Below are 18410 nucleotides of genomic sequence, written 5' to 3' on the forward strand. Positions count from 1 at the left end.
CCCGCGCTGTCACCGGCCACCATCCCGGCCGGCACCCCGAAGGACATCACCGCCGGACCGGGCCACCGTCCCCGGCTGAACAACCCTGGACAGGTCGAGCAGCCGGGGACGGGCACCACCGGGTCGGCCATCCTCGCGACGGCCCCTGCCCGCAGGCAAACCGGGCCTGCACCGTACGGAAGTTCACCGCGTCCGTCCCCTGACCGGATGGAGGGCCCCGTGCCTGCCACCACACCGCGTGAATCCCACACCACCGACTTAGACAGCATCGCCGACCTCGCCGACCTCGCCGCCCGCTACGGCGTACCCGTCGAGGACGCGCTGCTGATCGCGATCAACCTGCACGGCATCAGCTCCCCGCAGAACAGGCACCGCGCCCGGGTCCTGATTCGCCTCGCGTCAGCGCCCACGGTGCCGTGGCAAGTGATCGTGCCGCTCAACGCCAGCACCTCGCCGTTCGTCCTCGACGAGGACACCCTCCTCCTCGCCGGGAACCCCGTCGCCACCGTCACGCGGATCGACGCGGATGAGGCCGTGGGCGGCTACTTCCGCAACGACGGCCGGGCCGCAACCCTCAACCCCAACGCCCGCAGCCGCTGCGTCGGCTGCGCGTTCTGCCCCAACACCCTCGAAGCCGCCGCAGACCCCCGCCTGTCCGAGCAGCGCGCGGTCCGCGAGCTCCTCGACGCCATGGCCCACCAGCACCCGGCCGGCACGCTGACCGCCCTGGAAGAGGTCACCGTTTCCACCGGCTGCTTCGAACGCGAACAGGCCGCCATCGACCACCTCGCCGACCTGCGCGCCGTGCTGACCGAGGCCGACATCACCGCCCGCATCGGGTTCCTCAGCTCCGTGTTGCGCACCCAGCCCGCCTTCGACACCCTGGCCCGCACGGCCGGCCCGTTCGTCCTACGGATGACCGCCGAGTGCTTTACCCGCCGAGACCTGCTGCTGAAGGCCTCCAAAGCGGAGCTCACCAGGCAGCAGATGCCGCGCGTGCTGCGCCGGGCCGTACGCGCCGGACACGACACGTCGTTCACCTACATCGTCGGCCTCGACGACCTGCCCGCCATGAAGGACGGCGTCCGCGACCTCGCCCCGCACATCACTGAGTTCCCCAACCTTCAGGTCTACCAGGCCCACAACCGGATCATGGAGGGGCTCCGGGCTCCCGGCGCCACCGACCTCGCCTTCTACCTGAAGGCCCGCACCGTCCTGGAGGACATCCTCGGCCCGACCGGCCTACGCCCCAAGGCCTGGGAGTGCTACCGGCCCCTGTGGCACTTCACCTTCGGCCCTGAACGCCTGGTCGCGGCATGACCAGCCACGCCCACAAGGCGGATCTGCTGTGGCGGGCCCAGGCCTACGTGGCCGCCACGCAGATCCACCTCCAGGACAACGTGCTGCTGCGCCACCCGCTAAGCCCGGGGGACGTAAAGGCGCGCCCGACCGGGCACTGGGGCACCGTGCCGGGGACGGCGTGGGCCCTGGCCCACGTCGCGCTGCTGTCCGGTGCCGGCGACATCGACGCCACCGAGTTGGTGCCGCTGCTGGGCGCCGGCCACGCCGGGGTGGCGCAGATTGCCGCAGGCTGGCTCGCGGGCCACCTCGCCGCCGTCCGGCCCCAGTTCACCCGCGACGAGCAGGGACTGGTGAACCTGTGCCGGTCCTTCCCCGACGTGGCCGGCCTCGGCTCCGAGGTCACCCCAGCCCTGCCCGCAGGTGACTTCCTCGGCGGCCGTCTCGGCGGCTGCCTCCCCTTCGCCCAGGGCGCCGCCCTCGCATCCGGCTCGGGACGCGTGATCGTGCCAGCTCTCGGCGACGGCGAGTGTGAGACCCCGACCACCGCTGCGGCCTGGCTCGCCGCCCACGCCCTGCCCGGCACCCCGGTCCTGCCGATCGTCCACCTCAACGGCTTCCGCATGGGCGCCCCCAGCCTCCTCGCCAGCCTGGACGCGCAGGCCTTGACCGCGTACGTGGCTGGGCTCGGCTGGCACGCCCGCACCGTCACCGTCCCGGACGACGGCCACGAGGCCTTTCACACCGAGCTCGCCCAGGGCGTCGCCGACACCCTGGCCGGACGCCGCACGGTGCTGATCATGCGGTGCGTCAAGGGCTGGAGTGGCCCCGCCACCGTCAACGGGCAACAGATCCTCGGCACCGCCCGCGCCCACAAAACCCTTCTGACCCGTGCTGCCACCGACTCCGCACAGATCCACGCCCTGGAAGCGTGGCTGTCCTCGTACCGCCCCGAGGAACTGTTCACCGACGGCGGCCACCCGGGCCCCGGCCTTGCCGCTGCCCTCGCCGCAGCCGCGTGGCCCCGCCTGAAAGCGCCCAGCCCTACGCCGGCGCCGCTCGCCAGCATTCAGCAGCAGCCCGTCTCGTTCGCCGATGCTGCTGCCACCGTGATCCGCGCCCACGCCCGCGCCGGGGACTTCCGGGTCTTCAGCCCGGACGAGCTCGCATCCAACCGCCTCTCCGAACTCGCCGGACAACCGTGGACCACCGAGGTCCTTGCCGAGGAGGTCCTGGGCGAGCAACTCGCCGGCTTCAACGCGGCCGGCGGCCGCGGGGTCCTCATCTCCTACGAGGCCTTCGCCCCGCTCCTGGCGACCGGGATCGTCTCCCTGCTCAAGCAGCAGCGGATGCCCGGAGCCGCCCCGCGGCCGAGCTTCAACCTGCTCCTGACCTCCTACGGCTGGCACAACACCTACACCCACGGCGACCCCTCGCTGACGACGACGCTCCTCGCGCTGGAGGACCCGGCCATACGGGTGCTGATGCCAGCCGACCCGGCCCGGCTGTCGGCCGTCCTAGACGACGCCTTCACCAGCACGGGCCAGCTCAACGTGATCGTCGCGGGCAAACACCCCCTGCCGCCCGTCCCCACCGACACGCTCCGCGAGGAACTGGACCGCGGGATCGCCGTCTGGCCACACCTCTCCGACGCCCAGCCGCCGGCCTTGACCGTGATGGTGTGCGGGGACCTTCCCGCCGCTGTCACCGCTGAGGCGCTGCCCCGGATCCGGGCGGAGCTCGGCGTCGCGGTGCGGGTGGTCTCCGTCCTCGACTTGACCGCGCTCGGCGACCCCGACGTGTGGCCCGCCGGCCTCCGCCCCGCCGAGCTGGACGCCCTGCTCGGCGAGGACGCGGCACTGGTGGTCGTCACCCTCGGCCACCCGGCCGCGATCTGGTCCCTCCTGAAGGCACGGCACGCCCGGCCGGTCGAGGTGATCGGCTGGCGCGAGACCGAAGGGCCGCACACCCAGCAGGACATCGCGGCCGCAGCCGGCCTGACCGCCGAGGGCCTCTTCGCGGCCGCCGGACGCCTGCTGAAGGCGAGGACGCGATGCGACACCTGGTGATCGACTCCTTCGACTTCGTAGATCTCGCCGACCACGCCGGGCCGGGTGACGACACCGTCTTCGTCTCGGTGCGCTCCGGCCGGGCAGCCGGCTGGTACGGGCCCCTCCCCGACCCCGTCGCCTGCACCATCCGCTCCCTGGCGGGCGTCCTCGTCGGCGCCGACGCCACCGACCACGAAGGCCTCCAGGACCGCTTGGCCCAGGCGGCGCCCCGCTCCCGAGCCGGGTCCTGGGCGGTCGGCGCGCTGGACTGCGCGGCATGGGACCTGCACGCCCAGTCCGAAGGCTGCCCGGCCGCCCGACTGCTGACCGACGAGCCGCTACGCCACCGGATCACGGCGTACTCGTCCTGGCTGACCCGCGACCTCAACCACGCTGCCACCGCAAACCTGATCCCCGAGGTCAGCGCACAGGGCTGGGCCTTCACCAAGTGGGGACTGCGCAACCGCCCGGGCGCCAGCGGGAGAGCGTTCGCCGACGTTCTGCACGCCGCCGCGACCGCCGAGCCGGTCGCGGTCGACGCCGTCAGCACCTGGCCGCCGGCCCTCGCGGCAGAGTTCGCCGCGGCCGCCGACCCGGCGGCGCTGGTCTGGCTGGAGGACCCGGCCCCCACCCACGCCCCCCGCGCCTACGAGCGGCTGCGCACCCTGCCGCTCGCGATGGGGGAGCGCCTCACCCTGACCGACGACGCCCCCGCCGTCCTCGCCTGGATCCGGCCGGCCGCACTCACCCTCGACGTCGTCGGCTGCGGCGGACTCACCGCCGCCCGCCGGATCCTGGCCCGCACGATGACCCCGGTCTTCCCGCACGGCCGCTCCCTGATGCCCGCCCTGCACCTTGCCGCCGCCCGCCCCGACCGAGTCCTGGCCGTCGAGTACCGGCAGCAGTGGGAGCCCGGCCGCCAACAGCTATACGCCGAATCTGTCGAACCCGACCGCGGACACCTCACCCTGCCCACCGGCCCCGGCCTGGGCGCCGCCCCGAGGAGCGCACCATGCTGAACCCGCCCCGCGCCCTGCCCGTATGGGGCCGCACCGTCCCCGCCGCCACCGGCCCGCTGCTCGTCCTGGACGCACGCCTCGAAGGGCACGACACCTTCCTGACCGGCGCCCTCACCCTGGACGGCCACGACATCCCGGTGCGCATCACCACCCTGGACGACAGCACCACCCTCCAGCCCACCCAGCCACTCCCGGACCACCTTCCGGAGCGCTGGCAGGCAACCCTCCACCTCCGACACGGGCAGCGCCCCCGCGAGATTCCCGACGACCTGCGCGCCGCAGCCCACACGGCCGACCGAGACCTCGACGCCCTGGACGACGCCGAACTGCGCTACGCCCTGACCTTCCTCGGCGAAGCCACCACCGAAGCCATCCGCACCGGGCGCCTGGCCGCGATCGTCACCGGCCTGCCCACCCGCGAAGGAGAACCCGAGTGACCCAGCTCCCGGTACAGCTCATCAGCGTGGACGTCGGCGGCACCATCGGCGAAGCCGACGGCCCCGGCCTGACCATGCAGCTCACCGCCGCGTCCCCCCTGCCCGCCGACCAGGCGCGCGCCGTCATGCGCGGCCGCCTGCACACCCAGCCCGCCATCAGCGACGCCCTCGCCGCCGAACTTGCCGACGCCCTCGGCATCGAGCCGGCCGACTTCCCCCGCAACCTGCCGGCCGCCCCGCTCACCCTGTACTCGTACGCCCTCGACGCGCTCCAGCAGCTGGCGGGCATCGCGCCGGTCGTCACCCTCTCCAACGTCACCTGCGTGGACGCCGACACCGAAGGCCTGCGTCAACGCCTCGCGCCCTGGGTCACCGACCTGTTCCCGTCCTGCACCCTCGGCTACGCCAAGCCCGACCCCCGCGCGTTCCTCACCGTCGCCGAACACCACGGCGTGACACCGGCCAGCATGATTCACATCGGCGACGACTGGGCCTGTGACGTCCTGGGCGCCCTCGGCGCCGGCGCCGTCCCGGTGTGGATCTCCAAAGACCGGCCCATTCCCGACACACCGCCCACCTTCGGGCGGCAGCATGTCCACGTGGCCGCCACCCTCGCCGACGCGGCCGCCCTCATCCGCACCCTCAACACCCCCGAAGGGACCACGTCATGAGCCTGTTCACCGGCACCTCCAGCTACTACCGCCAGTACCGCCCCGGCATCCCCGACGACCTCGCCGCCCACCTCGCTGCCTACGCGCCCGACCGCCGACCGCGCCGCCACCTGGACATCGGCACCGGCACCGGCCTGGTCGCCGAAGCCCTCATGCCCTACTTCACCGACATCATCGCCTGCGACAACGACCCCGACATGATCGCCACCGCCGAGGAGGCCCTGCGCCCCAAGGTCCCGCAGGGCACCACCCTGTCCCTGGTCACCTCCACCGCCGAGGACTTCCGCCCGCCGGCCGGGTGGAAGGCCGACCTGGTCACCATCTGCCGCGCGTTCCACTGGCTCGACCAGGCCAGCGTGCTCGCCCTGCTGGACTCGCAGGTCGCCGAGGGCGGGGCGGTGGCCGTGTTCGCCGACCGCAGCTTCTGGGCCGCCGAAAGCGACTGGAAGGCCGCGGTCAAGCAGGTCATCAAGGACTTCCTCGGCGAACAACGCCGCGCGGGCGGCGGCACCTTCCAGCACCACAACCGCCCCTACAGCGAGATCATGGAGGAGTCGCCGTTCAACCAGGTCGAGGAGTTCACCGTCCCGGTCACCCGGACCTGGAACACCGCCGGCATCCTCGGCTACCTGTACTCCACCAGCTTCGCCGCCCCCGCCCTCTTCGGCGACCGGCTGGAGGAGTTCGAGACCGCCGTGCAGAAGACCCTGCGCGGCTTCTCCGAGGACGACACCTTCCACGAGAGCAACGAGTTCCTCGTCCGCGTCGGACGGCGCACCGCATGACCGGCCCCGGCGGCGGTCACCGCCGGCTCGACCGGCTGACCGCCGCCGCCCTCCCCACCCGCGTGCAAGCCGACTCCGTGCTGTGCCTGCCCGTCGGCTCCACCGAACAGCACGGCCCCCACTTACCGCTCGCCACCGACACCGTCATCGCCCAGGAGTTCACCCGGCACCTGGTCGCCGCGCACGGCGAGGCCTTCGACCTGTGGCAGCTCCCGGCCCTCCCGTACGGCATTGCCCCCGAGCACGCCTGGGCGCCCGGCACCCTGTCGCTGACCATCACCGAGTTCACCACCCTCCTGCACACCCTGGTCGCCCAGCACGTGCGTGCCACCCAGGCCCGGAACCTGGTCCTGGTCAACGGGCACGGCGGCAACCGCGGCGTGCTGGCCGCGCTCGTCTACGAACTCGGCCACGCCCACGAGATCAGCGTGTGCGTCCTGCACCCCCTGGCCCTGGCCCACCTTCCCGCCGGCGACCGGCCCGAGATCCACGCCGGCCTCCACGAGACCGCGCTCATGCTCCACCTCGCGCCCGACACGGTCCACCTCGACCAGCTCGCCGACCATCCGCCTCAGGACGCCGACGAGATCCGCCGGCAGGTCACCGACCGGGGCGTGAGCTGGCCCTGGTCCTCAGGCGACCCGCGCATCGCCGCCGCCGGGTTCATCGGCAACGACCCGCGCACCGCCACCCCCGCACTCGGCGCCCGCCTCCTGGACGAGGCAGTCGCCTCCGCCGTACCCGCCCTGGAGGCCCTCACCGGAAGGAAGAGCCCATGCTCGTGACCGACGGCGAGCGCGCCCGATTCCGCCGCGACGGCATGTTCGTCCGCCGTGGCCTCGCCGCCAACGCCCACACCGGCCCCGCCCGCGACCTCATCACCACCTGGTTCGCCAAGGACTACGACCCCGACCGCCTGACCGAGTACACCCAGCGCACCTTCGCCCCCGAACACGGCCAGCACCCGGCCCTCCTCGACCTCTACACGGCCACCGGCGCCGCCGACATCGCCACCGACCTGCTGACCGACCCGGCCCCGGTCACCACCACCCAGGTCCAGATCCGCATCCCCGCCAGCCCGCCGGCCGCCGCCCAGCCGGAGAAGACGATGCACGTGGACGGCGTTGGCTGCCCCCACCTCGACCCCGCCGAATTGCGCACCTTCTCCCTCCTGGTCGGCGTCGTTCTCTCCCCGATCACCCGCCCCGACGCCGGCGCCCTCCACTACGTCCCCGGCGGACACCTGACGATGTCCCGCTGGTTCGCCACCGAATGGGCCCGCGGCATCACCGACCAAGTCCCCCCGGACATCGACACCACCGACGGCGTCCCGCTCCTCGCCGACGTCGGCGATGTCCTCTTCATGCACCACCTGGTCCCGCACGCCGTCGGCACCAACCACACCACCACGCTCCGCCTGATGGCGTACTTCCGCGTCTCCCACACCCAGCACTCCACCCGGCGCCTCGACGCACTGCGCGACCCCTGGCTCGACTACCCCGCCCTGAACCCCTGACCGGGAAGGACACCCACCGTTGCAGATCATCCCGACCACCGACATCGACACCGCCGCAGCCGCCATCGAAGCCGGACGCCTCGTCGTCGTCCCCACCGCCCGCTGGTACATGATCTGCGCCGACGCAGCCAACCCCGACGCCTACAAGGCCATACTCGAGGGCAAGCAGCGCCCAAAGAACAAGCCCCTCGCCCTCGTCGTCCCCGACCAGGACCGGGCCCGAGACCTCCTGCACTTCACCCCCGACGCCGAGCGCCTGGCCGCCGCGTTCTGGCCCGGCGACCTCGCCCTCTTCCTCCCATGGCGCGACCAGGCCGACGCCGCCCGATACACCGTCGTCGGCTCACCCGCCCTGACCACCCACGCCCCCGGCCCCCTGGGCGCCCTCGCCCGAGCGGTACCCGGCCTGCTCGCGGCCACCACCGTCAACGTCTCCGGCGACGCCGGCCCCGACGACCGCGGGCCCGCCATCACTCTCGCCGAGGTCGAAGGGTTCCTCACCGAAGCCGGCCTCGACGCGATCGTCATGGACGGCGGCGTCTGCCCGGCTGCCAACCACCTCACCATCGTCGACTGCGCGAGCGAGCAGACCCAGCTCGTCCGCGCCGGCCTGGTCCACCCGCGGGCCGTCGCCTCCGTCATCGGCCACGCCCTGCCGGCTACCTGACCCGATCCGCCCGAAGGGCGCCTCCCCTGCCCGGGGAGGCGCCCTTCACCAGCAGGCGAGCGCGGACAACTCCGCTGCCACTGCCGAATAGGAATCCCGTACACCGGCCTGGTTGCCGAGCCGGTGCCGCTCCAGGCGCAGCGCACCGAGGTGCCGCACCTCATACAGGTGCCGCCGCCACCGGACCGACGCAATGTCCGCGGGGGCCGCGCAGGCCTCGAAGAGGGACAGGCGCTCGTCCTGCTTGGCCCGGGCCATCCGCGTCGGCCAGTCCGCCTCCGGATCACCCCACCAGGTGCGGTCCATGTCGAGGACACCGCAGATCGTCGGCACCGGGGCGCCGCCCGCGAGCATCGTGTTCACCGTCCACAGATTCCCGGTCAACAGCCGCGGCACCGTCACCTCGTCCAGGACGTGCGCGGCGGCCTGAGCGACGTCAGCAGCCGTGCGCAGGTCGGCCGCGTCCAGACCGCAGCTGGCGACATCCTCGGCGATCAGGTGCAGCGACGCGACGACGGCCTCGCTCCACCGCGCGTGCCCGGGGCCGCCGGATCAATACGCTCAAGGCCAGATGTTCGGCCGAGCCGGCTTCGACCTGCTGGCGCAAGCGAGTACTGCTGGCGGGCTGAGCCCAGGTCGTTACATGCTGATCCAGCAGTACAGCCGGTGACCGCGAGCGGCCGCCCTCTCTGCCAGAGCAGCAAGATCCTCGAGGAAGCCCGTGAGCCCACTCGGGTCCGACGGCGCGTTGAAGACACCCGACGCGGACCAACCACGTGCCACTTCGCCCAACTGCTTCCGGTCGAAACGGGCGAGCGACTCACAAAACGAATCCGTGAGAGACAAGCTGACCACCTCGCCGTCACCCACTATGCCGACCAACTGCCCGTGCCGCGGATCGGCCTCGATGCCATCGGCAGCCCGTCCCGTAATGAGCACCTCTGCCGGCAGCAGCTCAACCACCGGATCGACGCCCTTCACGACAAACGAGTCGTACCCCGTTCCCATCGGCTGTCCGTCCTCACGAACCACAGCCCGAGCGGCGTCTTCATCGTCAGCAGCGGCGTAGTAGCCGAAAAGAGCCCCCATACAACCGATCATGGCACTCACCACCGACAACGAGCCCGGCAGGCAGCCATACCCAGTCATCGATCACCACGCAGGGGCACCGACCACAAACCTGTGCCAGAACCCGTACTCACACGCGACGCCCGAGGTCGTCGACAAACGACTCCCGTTCCGTTCCCGCGTACAAAACCACACGGGCACTCACCGGATGAGGTGACAGCCCGGTCATGGCGGTGAGCGGCGCCGGTACCTAATTGGCATCGACGTGACCGCGAAGGTGCTGGAGGTCTGGAGGACCGGCTGCTGCTGCCGGGCAACATCTCCGGCGGAGGCCTGGGCCGCGGCAAGGGCAGCACCTCCCGGCCGGCGCTGGAGAGCTTCGACCTCGCCCTCGGCCTCGCCCGTCATGCCGGTCGCGGCAAGCGCCCGAACGATGTGGCCCTGGTTCTGTTCGGCGAGGGTCTCCCGGTACCGGAGCAGACGGTACGGACCGCCTTCACCGCGGCGGTGGACACCCTCACCGTCCCCGGCGACGACGAACCAGACACCGACCCGGAGCATCGGCTCGACGCCCTCGCCGACCACATTGCGGACGCCGGCCTGACTGTGACCCTGGTCCCCGCCCGGGCACGGCGGATCGACGAAGGCATCGCCCGCCTCGTCCGCGCCGCCGGACACACCTGGCCCCCGGCCGAGCTCGCCGCCTTCGACGCGAACCCCGGCCCGTCAACTGCCACACCCAAGGACGCCGCGCTGGCCGCGGCCACTGCCGCCTTCAACGGGACGATGTCCCTGGAGGACATTGGTGACCTGCTGCGTGCAATGAACCCCACCGCGGTGGCCAACCCGATCGCGTCCCTCGTTGAGACCACCCGCAAAGACGTCCCCGAGTTCGCCGACGCGGTCCTCACCGACGACCACCAGCTGGCCCTCGGCCCCGTGCGGGATGCCCGCGATCATCTGCGCGACCTGGCCGCCACGGCTCCCCTTCAGGACCTGGCGCGGGCCTGGAAGACCGCCGAGGGCGTACGGCAGTGGGCCCTGGACCTGTGCGGCCGGGTCGAGGGGGAACTCGCCGGCGGGCAGCTGGGCGAGGGGGCGGGGGAGTGGATGAACGGCCGCTATGCGATGGCCGGACTGGCTGTGCTCAGCACGCTGAGGGAGCGCGACTGGCCGCCCGCCCAGCACGCCCTCGATACCTTGGTGCTGGTCTACCAGCTTGGGGAGTGCCGGCGGCTCGACCGCCTGGTTCCCGGCTGTCAGTGGCACCTTCTGGCCACTGAGGGGCTGATGCCGCCGCCCACCCGGGAGCTTCTCCAGGACCTCATCAGCCGGAACGTGCCCGGTGCCGGGGCGGGGGTCGATGTCAGACCTGCCTCGTAGCGTCGATGGCGAGGGCCCGGACCGGACGGGCCCCCGGAGGACCGAAGGAGCGGGCCATGGGCGAGATCAGCATCGAGCGGCAGCAGCTTGACCGGCTGCTTGCCGACAGCGCGAGCACGTACGGCGCCCCCTACCAGCGGGCCTTCGCCGAGCTCGCTGAAGCGCGTCGCGGCCGGCCCGTCTCCGAGATCCTTCCGCTGCTGCGTCGCGCCGCCGATGAGGCGCTGCTCGGCTTCACGGACGCGGATCTGCGAGAGCAGGCCGAGGCCATCCGCACGGGGGAGCCGTACGCCCTGCGCGTCAAGGTGACCTGACCCAGACCTCGGCCGCGCCCCCCGGGCGGTTCAGGACGTGCGGCGGCCTTGCCCGGTGTCGGCGAGGGCGTCGGCGAGCTGGTCGTGGGTCATGTGGGAACGCCCTTTGATGCCGGCCTTGGCGGCCCTGTCGTACAAGTCGGCCTTGGTCAGCGACCGAAGCGACTCAGCCTCCGAAGTTCCGGCGCGTTTCTTCGCAGCAGGCTTCTTCGCATGTCCGGTGTTCCGGGAGGTGCTGGCCTTCTCACCGGTGTCCTTCGGGCTGCGAGCCCGCTCGACGCTCGCGCGCAAGGCATCCATCAGGTCGATCACGCCGGTGGGCTCGGCGGCTGGCTCCGCCTTCTCCACGCTCTCGCCGGCGGCCTTGGCCTCGATGAGCGCCTTGACCTTCTCCTGGAAGCTGTCGTGGAAGTCCTGCGGATTCCACTCGGTGGTGAGGGCGTCGATGAGCTGGTGCGCCATTTTCACCTCGGCCGCGGTCGGCTCCGTTGTGCCAGGAAGGTCGGGGACCTCCTGGTGCGGGTCGCGGATCTCGTCGGCCCAGTGCAGGGTATGCAGTGTCAGCAGGTCGTCCTCGGCCTTCAGCGCGACGAGGTACTCGTGTCCGCGCATCACGAAGGTCGCGATGCCGGCCTTGTTCGACTCCGCCAAGGCCCGCTGCAGCAGGGCGTAGACCTTGCTGTACTGCTCGCCGCGGGGGCCGAGGTAGTACGTCTTGTCGAAGAAGATCGGGTCCACCGTGTCGAGGTCGACGAACGCGGACACCTCCAGGGCCTTGGACCGGCCGGGCGCGATGTCATCGAGCTCCTTCGGCTCGACGATCACGTACTCGCCGCCGGTGTCGTAGCCCTTGACGATCTCGCCGATGTCTACCTCATCACCTGTGCGCTCGTTGATCCTTTTATTGCGGATCCGGTCCGCGGTGCCTCGCTGGAGCTGGTGGAAACGGATCGTGTGGCTGTCGGTCGCGGTGTAGAGCGCGACCGGCAGCGACACGAGTCCGAAGCTGACGACCCCCGCCCATACCGGTCTGGCCATCACGGCACCACCTTTCACCGTGGGTTCTCGGCGTCTTCCCACCCTGTGCCTGATCACCCCCGCAGGGCCCTACGGCCCCCGTCAGGCGCCTTCCGCTTCGCCGCCCTCCCGCGTCCAGGAGCGCAGGGGGTGCTCGCCGTCGGGCCCCTCTGCGACAAGATCGATCCGTACGTTTGCCTGGCTGCCGTAGCGGCCGATGAACTCCCTGAATCTCCGCTCGGCCAGTTCGCGGCTGCTCCAGGTACCGGTGACAGCAGGAGAGGCCTGAGGTCCGAAACGCAGCCTGACGTGAAACGGCACATGCGGATCATGCGGGGTCGGCCCTCCGGCTACAAGGTGATCACCTGCTGGCGGCGCCAGGTGCCTCAGGCGCGGCCTGTCAGCTGCTCCGGCCCGCCGTGCCGGTTTCCGCCTCGCGGACCAGTTGCACTGGCGGCCGGCGCAGAGTTGCACAGCGCTACGCCCGGCAGCGAGGGGCTGGGGGAAGACCGTAGGTCAGTGCGGCAGCGTCATCCGTCGGGGTGGCTCTGCCGCAGGTCCGTGACGGAACGGGGCCCGCCGCCATTGACCGGCCATGAACACTCCAAACGCCTCTCAGCTCCGCGTCGTGGCGGTCATGGCCCTCCTGGCGGCCACCACCATGGCCACGGCTGCCACCGCAGCGCCCTCCCTGCACTACAAGTGCTCCAGCAGCACCAAGTCGATCGACGACGCGGCCTACAGCGGGCCGTGGCCGGACAACTGGGATGTGACCGTTCAGGTGTGCGCGGCCCGCTCCGGAGCGACGGTCTACACCTACGCGGATGTCCGCTGGGACGGCCCGGCCTTCTACGCCACGAGCGACGCGACCATCTTCGACGGAGCCAAGATCCGGGTGCAGATCATGCAGTCTCGTGAGGGCACCGACCCGGTGGTGGCCGAGCAGGACTTTCCGCTGAAAGCGCGGCTGGAGAAGGCGGCACCCCGCGGGGACCGCGACGGCAGCTACCGGACCCCGGTGATCAGCCACCGGGCCGGCGGCGGCGCGTACGGGAACGCGGTGGTCTTCCTGGACTGGCACAAGGACGGTCACGGCTACCAGGCCCACGACTTCAAGGCGTCCCCCAGCCTCTGACCGCGCGGACGCGGGGGCAGGTGAGGCGCGACAGCCCGGGCTGACGGTGCACCCTGGCTTGTTCGATCGAGCGCGCACGACGGGTGCTTCGCCTCTTGGCGGCGAGCGGTAACGTCCTCGTAGAGGAGGGGGGAGTCCGCCATGGGCATGGGGATCGGCGACCTGATCAGAGGGCGCCGGCTGGAACTCGGGCTGAGTGAGGAAGACCTGGCGCGGCGCCTCGCCGATGTCTCCCACCGTGCCAGCGTCAGCCGCACCGAGGTGTGGCGCTGGGAGACCGGCTACGAGAACCGCACCCCAGGCCCCTTCTGGCTGCCCCACCTGGCCGCGGTCCTCCAGCTCGACGAGGACCGGCTGCGCCGGGCCCGGGCGGCGAGCCGCGCCGCACGCCGATTCGCCATCCCCACCCCGGCCGCCCCGGCCGAGGTGATCTCCTCGCTCCTGCCGCCCGAGACCGCGCTGTCCCCGCTCGGCACCACGAGGGGCCGCACCGTCGGCGCCGCCGATGCCGAGGCGTTACTGCGCCGCGTCCACGGCCTGCGCCTGGCCGACGACGTGCTGGCCGGCGGCGACCTGGTGGAGACCGTCGTCCGCGAGCTGCGCCGCGCCACCGCCCTGTACACCTCCACCTGCCACAGCGAAGCCGTCGGGCGCCGCCTGCTGACCGGCGTCGGGGAACTCGCCCAGCTCGCCGGCTGGGTCGCCACCGACTCCACCGACGTCGACCCGCGCCCCCTGTTCAACCTCGGCGTCCACGCCGCCCGCCAGGCCGGTGACGGCCCCCTCACCGCCCACCTCCTCGGATCCTGGGGCTACTGGGAGGCCAACCAGGGCCGAGTCGAACGCGGCCTGGAACTGGTCACCGCCGCCGAAGCCGCGGCAGCCGGCGGAAGCGTCCGCGCTCAGTCCCTCACCGCCGCCCGCCTCGCCTGGGTCCACACCCTCGCCGGACACCAGCGCCCCGCCCTCACCGCGATGTCCGCCGCCATGGACCAGATCACCGCAGCCGACGAAGAAACGGACGCGACGCAGGACCCACGTAAGTGGCTGTACTGGGTCAACCGTGACGAACAGGAGGTCATGCAGGCCCGCGTCTGCACCGAGCTCCACCGGCCGCTGCGTGCCGTCCCCCTGCTGCGCAAGGTCCTCGCGTCCTACGACCCCAGTCACGCCCGCGAGTACGCCCTGTACCTGTCGTGGCTGGCCGTGGCCCTCGCCGACGCCAACGAGCCCGAGGAGGCCGCCTCCACCGCCGCCCGCATGTTCGACGTCATGGCCGCCATCCCCAGCAGCCGCGCACATGACCGCTCCCGCGCCGTCCTGGCCGCCCTGCGCCGCCACCGCGAGGTGCCCGAGGCCGCCGAGGTCCTCACGCAGTGGGAACGGACCGCGTAGCCGTTTGGAAGACGCTTTGGCAGACATCCCGGCACTGTGACAGCAGCCACACGCTGCGTAGCGTGGTGAGGCCGCCGACCACAGGAGCCGACCGTGAACAGCGCCCTCCCTCGCCGCACCCCTGGAACCGCACTACCCCGCCCCGACACCACCGCCGAGCGCACCCCCTGGGACGCCTTCGCCCTGGCTGTCGACACCTCGGGCACATACGGGCGGCCTTCGCCGGCCCTGATCGAGCCGGCCCGGCGGGGATGGCGCAGGCTCGGCTCCCCGCGCGCCCACGCCCGTGAGGACGGCGTGGCATGAGCAAGCTCCCCGCATGGCTCTTCGAGGGAGCCCGCGTTCTCGACGTCGTGGAAGACCGCGAAGGCGTGATCCAGTTCATCGGCGACTACGAGGACCCGGCCACCCGCCGAATCACCCCCCAAGCGATCTTCCTGCGCCCCGAGGGCGGCGGCCGCGAGTGGGTGGTGGCCGACCACCAGGCCCTGCGCCAGGCCGACGCCCGCTGACCACCAGACCCCCCTCCTCGGACGCTCACACCTCGTCGCGGTACTGGCCCCGGGTGTGCTCGCGCCGCTCCTCCCCGGGCCGCAGCACCCACTGGAGCTGGAAGAACGCGGCCGTCTCGTCATCGAACTCTGCGTGCACTCCGTACTTGAGTGCCGGGCAGTTCTCGCGGGTGCTGTAGCGGGTGGCGGTAACGGCGCCGGCTGCCAGGGCGGCGTGGGCGAGGATCAGCTCGATGTCGCCGACGCGGACCGGTCCGGAGGCCGGCAGGACAGGCGCCGGGTCGAGCTCGGGGACAGTGGGACGGGACTCGGGGGTGGTCCGTACGGAGATCTGCCACCAGGTCTCCCCGCCGTCGCCGCTACGCGTCACGAAGCCGTAGGCCAGACCGTCTCCCGGCACACCTTCAGCGGGCCGGACCTCCATCCCGGTGACGGGCTCCAGGGCGGCAAGGATGGCATCGCGCAGCGCGATCGGTTCCACGGTGGGGCTCCTTCGGTGATGCTGCCGCCGGACAGGGAAGGCCCGGTAAACCGGGCCAACATGCCCACGGCCGAATCTGTTCCGCAAGGATGTTCGGCCAGATGGGCGGCTCCCGGCAGGGCGGGAAAGTCCTCATGCCGGCCAGGGCCAGAGCCGATGCGGGTTCCTACAGACGAGGCGGCCGCCCCGGCGTCTCACCGCGACCCCGAGACGCCAGCGCGGTCCCCCTGCCGGCAGTTTTGCCATTTCGCGAACAACGGGCCCTGGGGTGCGAAACCGTCGCTACAGCACCAGCGATGGCCCGGGCCGGGGATGTGGGAGGGAACACGTGATGGGGATTCTTGAAAACGACCAGTGTCGCTCTTCGCCTCAGTTCGTTGCTGCTTGAACGGTGTGAGGAGGGTGGGGAGCGAAGAGTATGGGTGAGCCCCGCCGACCGTCAGGTCGGCGGGGCCCGGTGATCGTGGACCTCAGCTGGTGGTCAATTGATCAGCCCGCACTTCGAACTCGATGCGTCCGTCGAGGGATTCGAGTCCCCAGGGAGCGACGGAGATCTTGACCGTGTCCGCAGTGTCCGCGCTGTTGCCAGCGGTCAGGATGTCGCAGAGGACGCCCACCTCGACGGGATAGCTGGAGTCGGGGTGGAGGTCCTCACCACTGAAGACAGGCCACTTGTCAACGAAGGTCCACTGCTGGTGGTGGGCGTCGGTGAAGCGGACTTCGACCAGGCCGGGCTGGGGTTCGTCATCGACCCATCGGACCGCTTCGCAACGTAGGAAGACCATGGGCAGACTCTGCCATCAAGGCCTGTGGCCGGCAGCCCGATTTTTCAGGCTGCCGATCAGTTGATGGTGCTCTCAGGGAGCCCTGCGGAGTGGGACGACATCGGGAAGGCCAGTGGGAACTGGCGGCCGGGCGGCTTCCGGTGTCGCCAGGAGAGCGACGATGCTGACGGGCTGCTGGCAGTGGGGACAGTTGCGGGTCGCGGTCGGTTCCAGGGGTCTCGCTCCGGGGCCTGCCGGTATGTGGGTCGTGCTGCCGGGTGGGGGCATGGCCGGCCCCGGGTGATCCGGGGAGATCTCGGGGCCCGGTTGTTTCTGCGGCCGCGCCGTACGCGCTGTTCGGGCTGCAGCGTCACGCATGTGCTGTTGGCCGAGGTGTTCAGGCCGCGGCGGGCGGATGCGGCCGAGGTGATCGAGGCCGGGCTGGAGATAGCCACGTGGGGTATGGGCCAGGCCCAGGTCGCCGCCCACCTGGGCCTGGCCGAGGGAACGGTCCGCGGCTGGTTGCGTGCGTTCGCCGGGCGGGCGGAGGACATCCGGCGGTACCTCACCGTCGTTCTGGTCGCGCTGGCCGATGACCCGGTGATGCCGGATGCGGAGCCGTCAGCGCTCGCCGATGCCGTCTCGGCGGTCGCGGCCGCGCATCAGGCGGCCTGAAGGGCTGCCGCCCAGGAAGAGTCCAAGGGGCCTGAGGCAACTTCCCAATCTCGACGTCAAGCCGAGCTGTGCCGGTGTCGTCAGCGTGGTGGAGCGCTACGACCAGGCCGCGCCCGCAGGAACGATCTGCGGGCGCGGCCTTGCCCTACCCCGCCTGGGCGGGGATCCGTCAGGCTCTGTCGGACCCCTCCCGCGCTCGCGGGCCGACGGCGGTGGCGGTTATCAGCCCGGCTAGCCGGGAGTTGCCGCGACCGGTCCGGTGAGCATGCCCACCGTGGTCCGGCTTACGTCCCGACCTGTAGCTGTGCCTGACCGCTGCTTTTCTCGAGCCCCTCCAGCAGGCATTCGGTGGGCAGCTCGCCAGGGAGTGCCGTAACGGTTCGCTGCGCCGCCAGCCCCTTGCCGTAGCCTTCAGCCACTTGGCCGGACAGCTTGGTCACGTAAACGCCGGCGACACGGCTGATAGTGGCGCTGTTGTACACGATCGACGAATGTTGCCCGTCCGCGAACGTGACTTCTTCCGTGAAGTCGTTCGTCCCCTCCCGGAGGCAGGACGCCGCCGGCGAGTTGCCTACGAGGTGGCCGGTGGCCGACACCGTCTTGCCGGGGCCAACCCCGCACGTGTAACCGGCACGCGTGTCGATGCGGGTCGGGCGCGGCTGCAGGGTCAGGGGCGGGTCGTATGTGCTGGTACTGGAGCCTGTGCACAGAAAACTCTCCTGTGCCAACTCACTGGCCTGACCGGCTGGGGCCCAGACCGCCGACGAGGCCACCAGGGTCAGGGAACTCATCACGACTGCTGTGCTGTGTCTGCCGAACATTCACCCTCCACGGAATGGGTCGGTCCACAAGGATTGTGACTATCTGCAAGCCGTTTCGACCCCGCCCGGGCTCATGAGTCACACCATTGGCGCACCAGACGCGTTACGTGTGGACGGGGTCTGATTGGTCAGGCCCACGCCGCCGTCCCGTTCCCTCCGATCAGCCAGGGGACTCCCGCGTAGACGCCTCATCAGGGGGTGCAGATACGCAACTTCCCAATCTGGAAGTCCAGCCGGAGCCGCTGGCCAGTGAGCCGTTGCTGGAAGCCGAGTCTTCGGTCGTCTTTGCGTCATGAGGTGGAGTATCGGCCGTCTTTCCCCCAACGCGTGTCTCACCGAATCCACCTGGCCCCATGATCGTTGAGCAGCACATCGGATCTCAATCCAAGGGCTGCTGGCG

At 71.2% G+C, this 18410-nt stretch carries 22 protein-coding genes; 16 read left to right on the forward strand and 6 right to left on the reverse strand.

Going from position 1 to position 18410, the window contains the following annotated elements:
• The first annotated feature begins 219 nt into the window (after positions 1 to 219).
• Genes ACZ501_RS27810 through ACZ501_RS27850 form a run of 9 tightly spaced genes read left to right on the forward strand, consistent with a single transcriptional unit; the run spans position 220 to position 8445 of the window.
• On the forward strand, positions 220 to 1320 hold the full coding sequence (locus ACZ501_RS27810; protein WP_468799097.1) for a hypothetical protein: 1101 nt from the start codon (positions 220 to 222) through the stop codon (positions 1318 to 1320).
• Positions 1317 to 3368, forward strand: a complete 2052-nt coding sequence (locus ACZ501_RS27815) for a phosphoketolase family protein (protein WP_468799099.1) — start codon at positions 1317 to 1319, stop codon at positions 3366 to 3368. The genes ACZ501_RS27810 and ACZ501_RS27815 overlap by 4 nt, the downstream gene beginning before the upstream one ends.
• Positions 3353 to 4369 (forward strand): enolase C-terminal domain-like protein, encoded by a 1017-nt coding sequence (locus tag ACZ501_RS27820; protein ID WP_468799101.1) that lies wholly within the window; start codon positions 3353 to 3355, stop codon positions 4367 to 4369. The genes ACZ501_RS27815 and ACZ501_RS27820 overlap by 16 nt, the downstream gene beginning before the upstream one ends.
• Positions 4363 to 4806 (forward strand): hypothetical protein, encoded by a 444-nt coding sequence (locus tag ACZ501_RS27825; RefSeq protein WP_468799103.1) that lies wholly within the window; start codon positions 4363 to 4365, stop codon positions 4804 to 4806. The genes ACZ501_RS27820 and ACZ501_RS27825 overlap by 7 nt, the downstream gene beginning before the upstream one ends.
• Positions 4803 to 5477 carry an HAD family hydrolase gene (locus tag ACZ501_RS27830; protein ID WP_468799105.1) on the forward strand — a complete coding sequence of 225 codons (675 nt, stop codon included), beginning with the start codon at positions 4803 to 4805 and terminating at the stop codon, positions 5475 to 5477. Before ACZ501_RS27825 ends, ACZ501_RS27830 begins: the two co-directional genes overlap by 4 nt.
• Entirely contained in the window at positions 5474 to 6262 is a 789-nt protein-coding gene (locus ACZ501_RS27835; protein WP_468799107.1) for a class I SAM-dependent methyltransferase, read from the forward strand. Before ACZ501_RS27830 ends, ACZ501_RS27835 begins: the two co-directional genes overlap by 4 nt.
• Positions 6259 to 7047, forward strand: a complete 789-nt coding sequence (locus ACZ501_RS27840) for a creatininase family protein (protein ID WP_468799109.1) — start codon at positions 6259 to 6261, stop codon at positions 7045 to 7047. The genes ACZ501_RS27835 and ACZ501_RS27840 overlap by 4 nt, the downstream gene beginning before the upstream one ends.
• Complete coding sequence (locus ACZ501_RS27845; RefSeq protein ID WP_468799111.1) at positions 7038 to 7778, forward strand: phytanoyl-CoA dioxygenase family protein; 741 nt, start codon at positions 7038 to 7040, stop codon at positions 7776 to 7778. The genes ACZ501_RS27840 and ACZ501_RS27845 overlap by 10 nt, the downstream gene beginning before the upstream one ends.
• 19 nt (positions 7779 to 7797) lie before the next feature.
• Positions 7798 to 8445: an L-threonylcarbamoyladenylate synthase gene (locus ACZ501_RS27850; protein ID WP_468799113.1), complete on the forward strand. Its 648-nt coding sequence runs from the start codon at positions 7798 to 7800 to the stop codon at positions 8443 to 8445.
• 45 nt (positions 8446 to 8490) lie between these two features.
• Here the strand turns inward: ACZ501_RS27850 and ACZ501_RS27855 are convergent, their stop codons facing one another.
• Positions 8491 to 8808 (reverse strand): hypothetical protein, encoded by a 318-nt coding sequence (locus ACZ501_RS27855; RefSeq protein WP_468799115.1) that lies wholly within the window; start codon positions 8806 to 8808, stop codon positions 8491 to 8493.
• A 276-nt stretch (positions 8809 to 9084) separates the two neighbouring features.
• Positions 9085 to 9546: a hypothetical protein gene (locus tag ACZ501_RS27860; RefSeq protein ID WP_468799230.1), complete on the reverse strand. Its 462-nt coding sequence runs from the start codon at positions 9544 to 9546 to the stop codon at positions 9085 to 9087.
• Between the two features lie 402 nt (positions 9547 to 9948).
• Here ACZ501_RS27860 and ACZ501_RS27865 point away from each other — a divergent pair, with 402 nt between their 5' ends.
• Positions 9949 to 10896 (forward strand): hypothetical protein, encoded by a 948-nt coding sequence (locus ACZ501_RS27865; protein WP_468799117.1) that lies wholly within the window; start codon positions 9949 to 9951, stop codon positions 10894 to 10896.
• Between the two features lie 56 nt (positions 10897 to 10952).
• Positions 10953 to 11210: a hypothetical protein gene (locus tag ACZ501_RS27870; RefSeq protein ID WP_468799119.1), complete on the forward strand. Its 258-nt coding sequence runs from the start codon at positions 10953 to 10955 to the stop codon at positions 11208 to 11210.
• Between the two features lie 30 nt (positions 11211 to 11240).
• Here the strand turns inward: ACZ501_RS27870 and ku are convergent, their stop codons facing one another.
• Positions 11241 to 12248, reverse strand: coding sequence for a non-homologous end joining protein Ku (gene ku / locus ACZ501_RS27875; protein WP_468799121.1), 1008 nt, complete (start codon positions 12246 to 12248; stop codon positions 11241 to 11243).
• A gap of 574 nt (positions 12249 to 12822) precedes the next feature.
• On the opposite strand from ku, the gene ACZ501_RS27880 reads away from it, so the two are divergent.
• The 4 genes from ACZ501_RS27880 (at position 12823) to ACZ501_RS27895 (ending at position 15269) form a co-directional block, all read left to right on the forward strand.
• A complete protein-coding gene (locus tag ACZ501_RS27880) occupies positions 12823 to 13362 on the forward strand; it encodes a hypothetical protein (protein ID WP_468799123.1) in 540 nt (179 codons plus the stop codon).
• A 141-nt stretch (positions 13363 to 13503) separates the two neighbouring features.
• On the forward strand, positions 13504 to 14757 hold the full coding sequence (locus ACZ501_RS27885) for a helix-turn-helix domain-containing protein (RefSeq protein WP_468799125.1): 1254 nt from the start codon (positions 13504 to 13506) through the stop codon (positions 14755 to 14757).
• A 93-nt stretch (positions 14758 to 14850) separates the two neighbouring features.
• Entirely contained in the window at positions 14851 to 15063 is a 213-nt protein-coding gene (locus tag ACZ501_RS27890; protein ID WP_468799127.1) for a hypothetical protein, read from the forward strand.
• Positions 15060 to 15269 (forward strand): hypothetical protein, encoded by a 210-nt coding sequence (locus ACZ501_RS27895; RefSeq protein ID WP_468799129.1) that lies wholly within the window; start codon positions 15060 to 15062, stop codon positions 15267 to 15269. Before ACZ501_RS27890 ends, ACZ501_RS27895 begins: the two co-directional genes overlap by 4 nt.
• A gap of 25 nt (positions 15270 to 15294) precedes the next feature.
• Here ACZ501_RS27895 and ACZ501_RS27900 read toward each other — a convergent pair whose 3' ends face one another.
• On the reverse strand, positions 15295 to 15750 hold the full coding sequence (locus ACZ501_RS27900; RefSeq protein ID WP_468799131.1) for a hypothetical protein: 456 nt from the start codon (positions 15748 to 15750) through the stop codon (positions 15295 to 15297).
• Between the two features lie 470 nt (positions 15751 to 16220).
• Positions 16221 to 16535, reverse strand: a complete 315-nt coding sequence (locus ACZ501_RS27905) for a hypothetical protein (RefSeq protein WP_468799133.1) — start codon at positions 16533 to 16535, stop codon at positions 16221 to 16223.
• Positions 16536 to 16892: 357 nt separating this feature from the next.
• Here ACZ501_RS27905 and ACZ501_RS27910 point away from each other — a divergent pair, with 357 nt between their 5' ends.
• Positions 16893 to 17189: a hypothetical protein gene (locus ACZ501_RS27910; RefSeq protein WP_468799135.1), complete on the forward strand. Its 297-nt coding sequence runs from the start codon at positions 16893 to 16895 to the stop codon at positions 17187 to 17189.
• 284 nt (positions 17190 to 17473) lie between these two features.
• On the opposite strand, the gene ACZ501_RS27915 is transcribed toward ACZ501_RS27910, so the two are convergent.
• Positions 17474 to 17980: a hypothetical protein gene (locus ACZ501_RS27915; RefSeq protein WP_468799137.1), complete on the reverse strand. Its 507-nt coding sequence runs from the start codon at positions 17978 to 17980 to the stop codon at positions 17474 to 17476.
• Positions 17981 to 18410: the final 430 nt, after the last annotated feature.

The sequence above is a fragment of the Streptomyces sp. NPDC034085 genome (genome assembly GCF_055575555.1).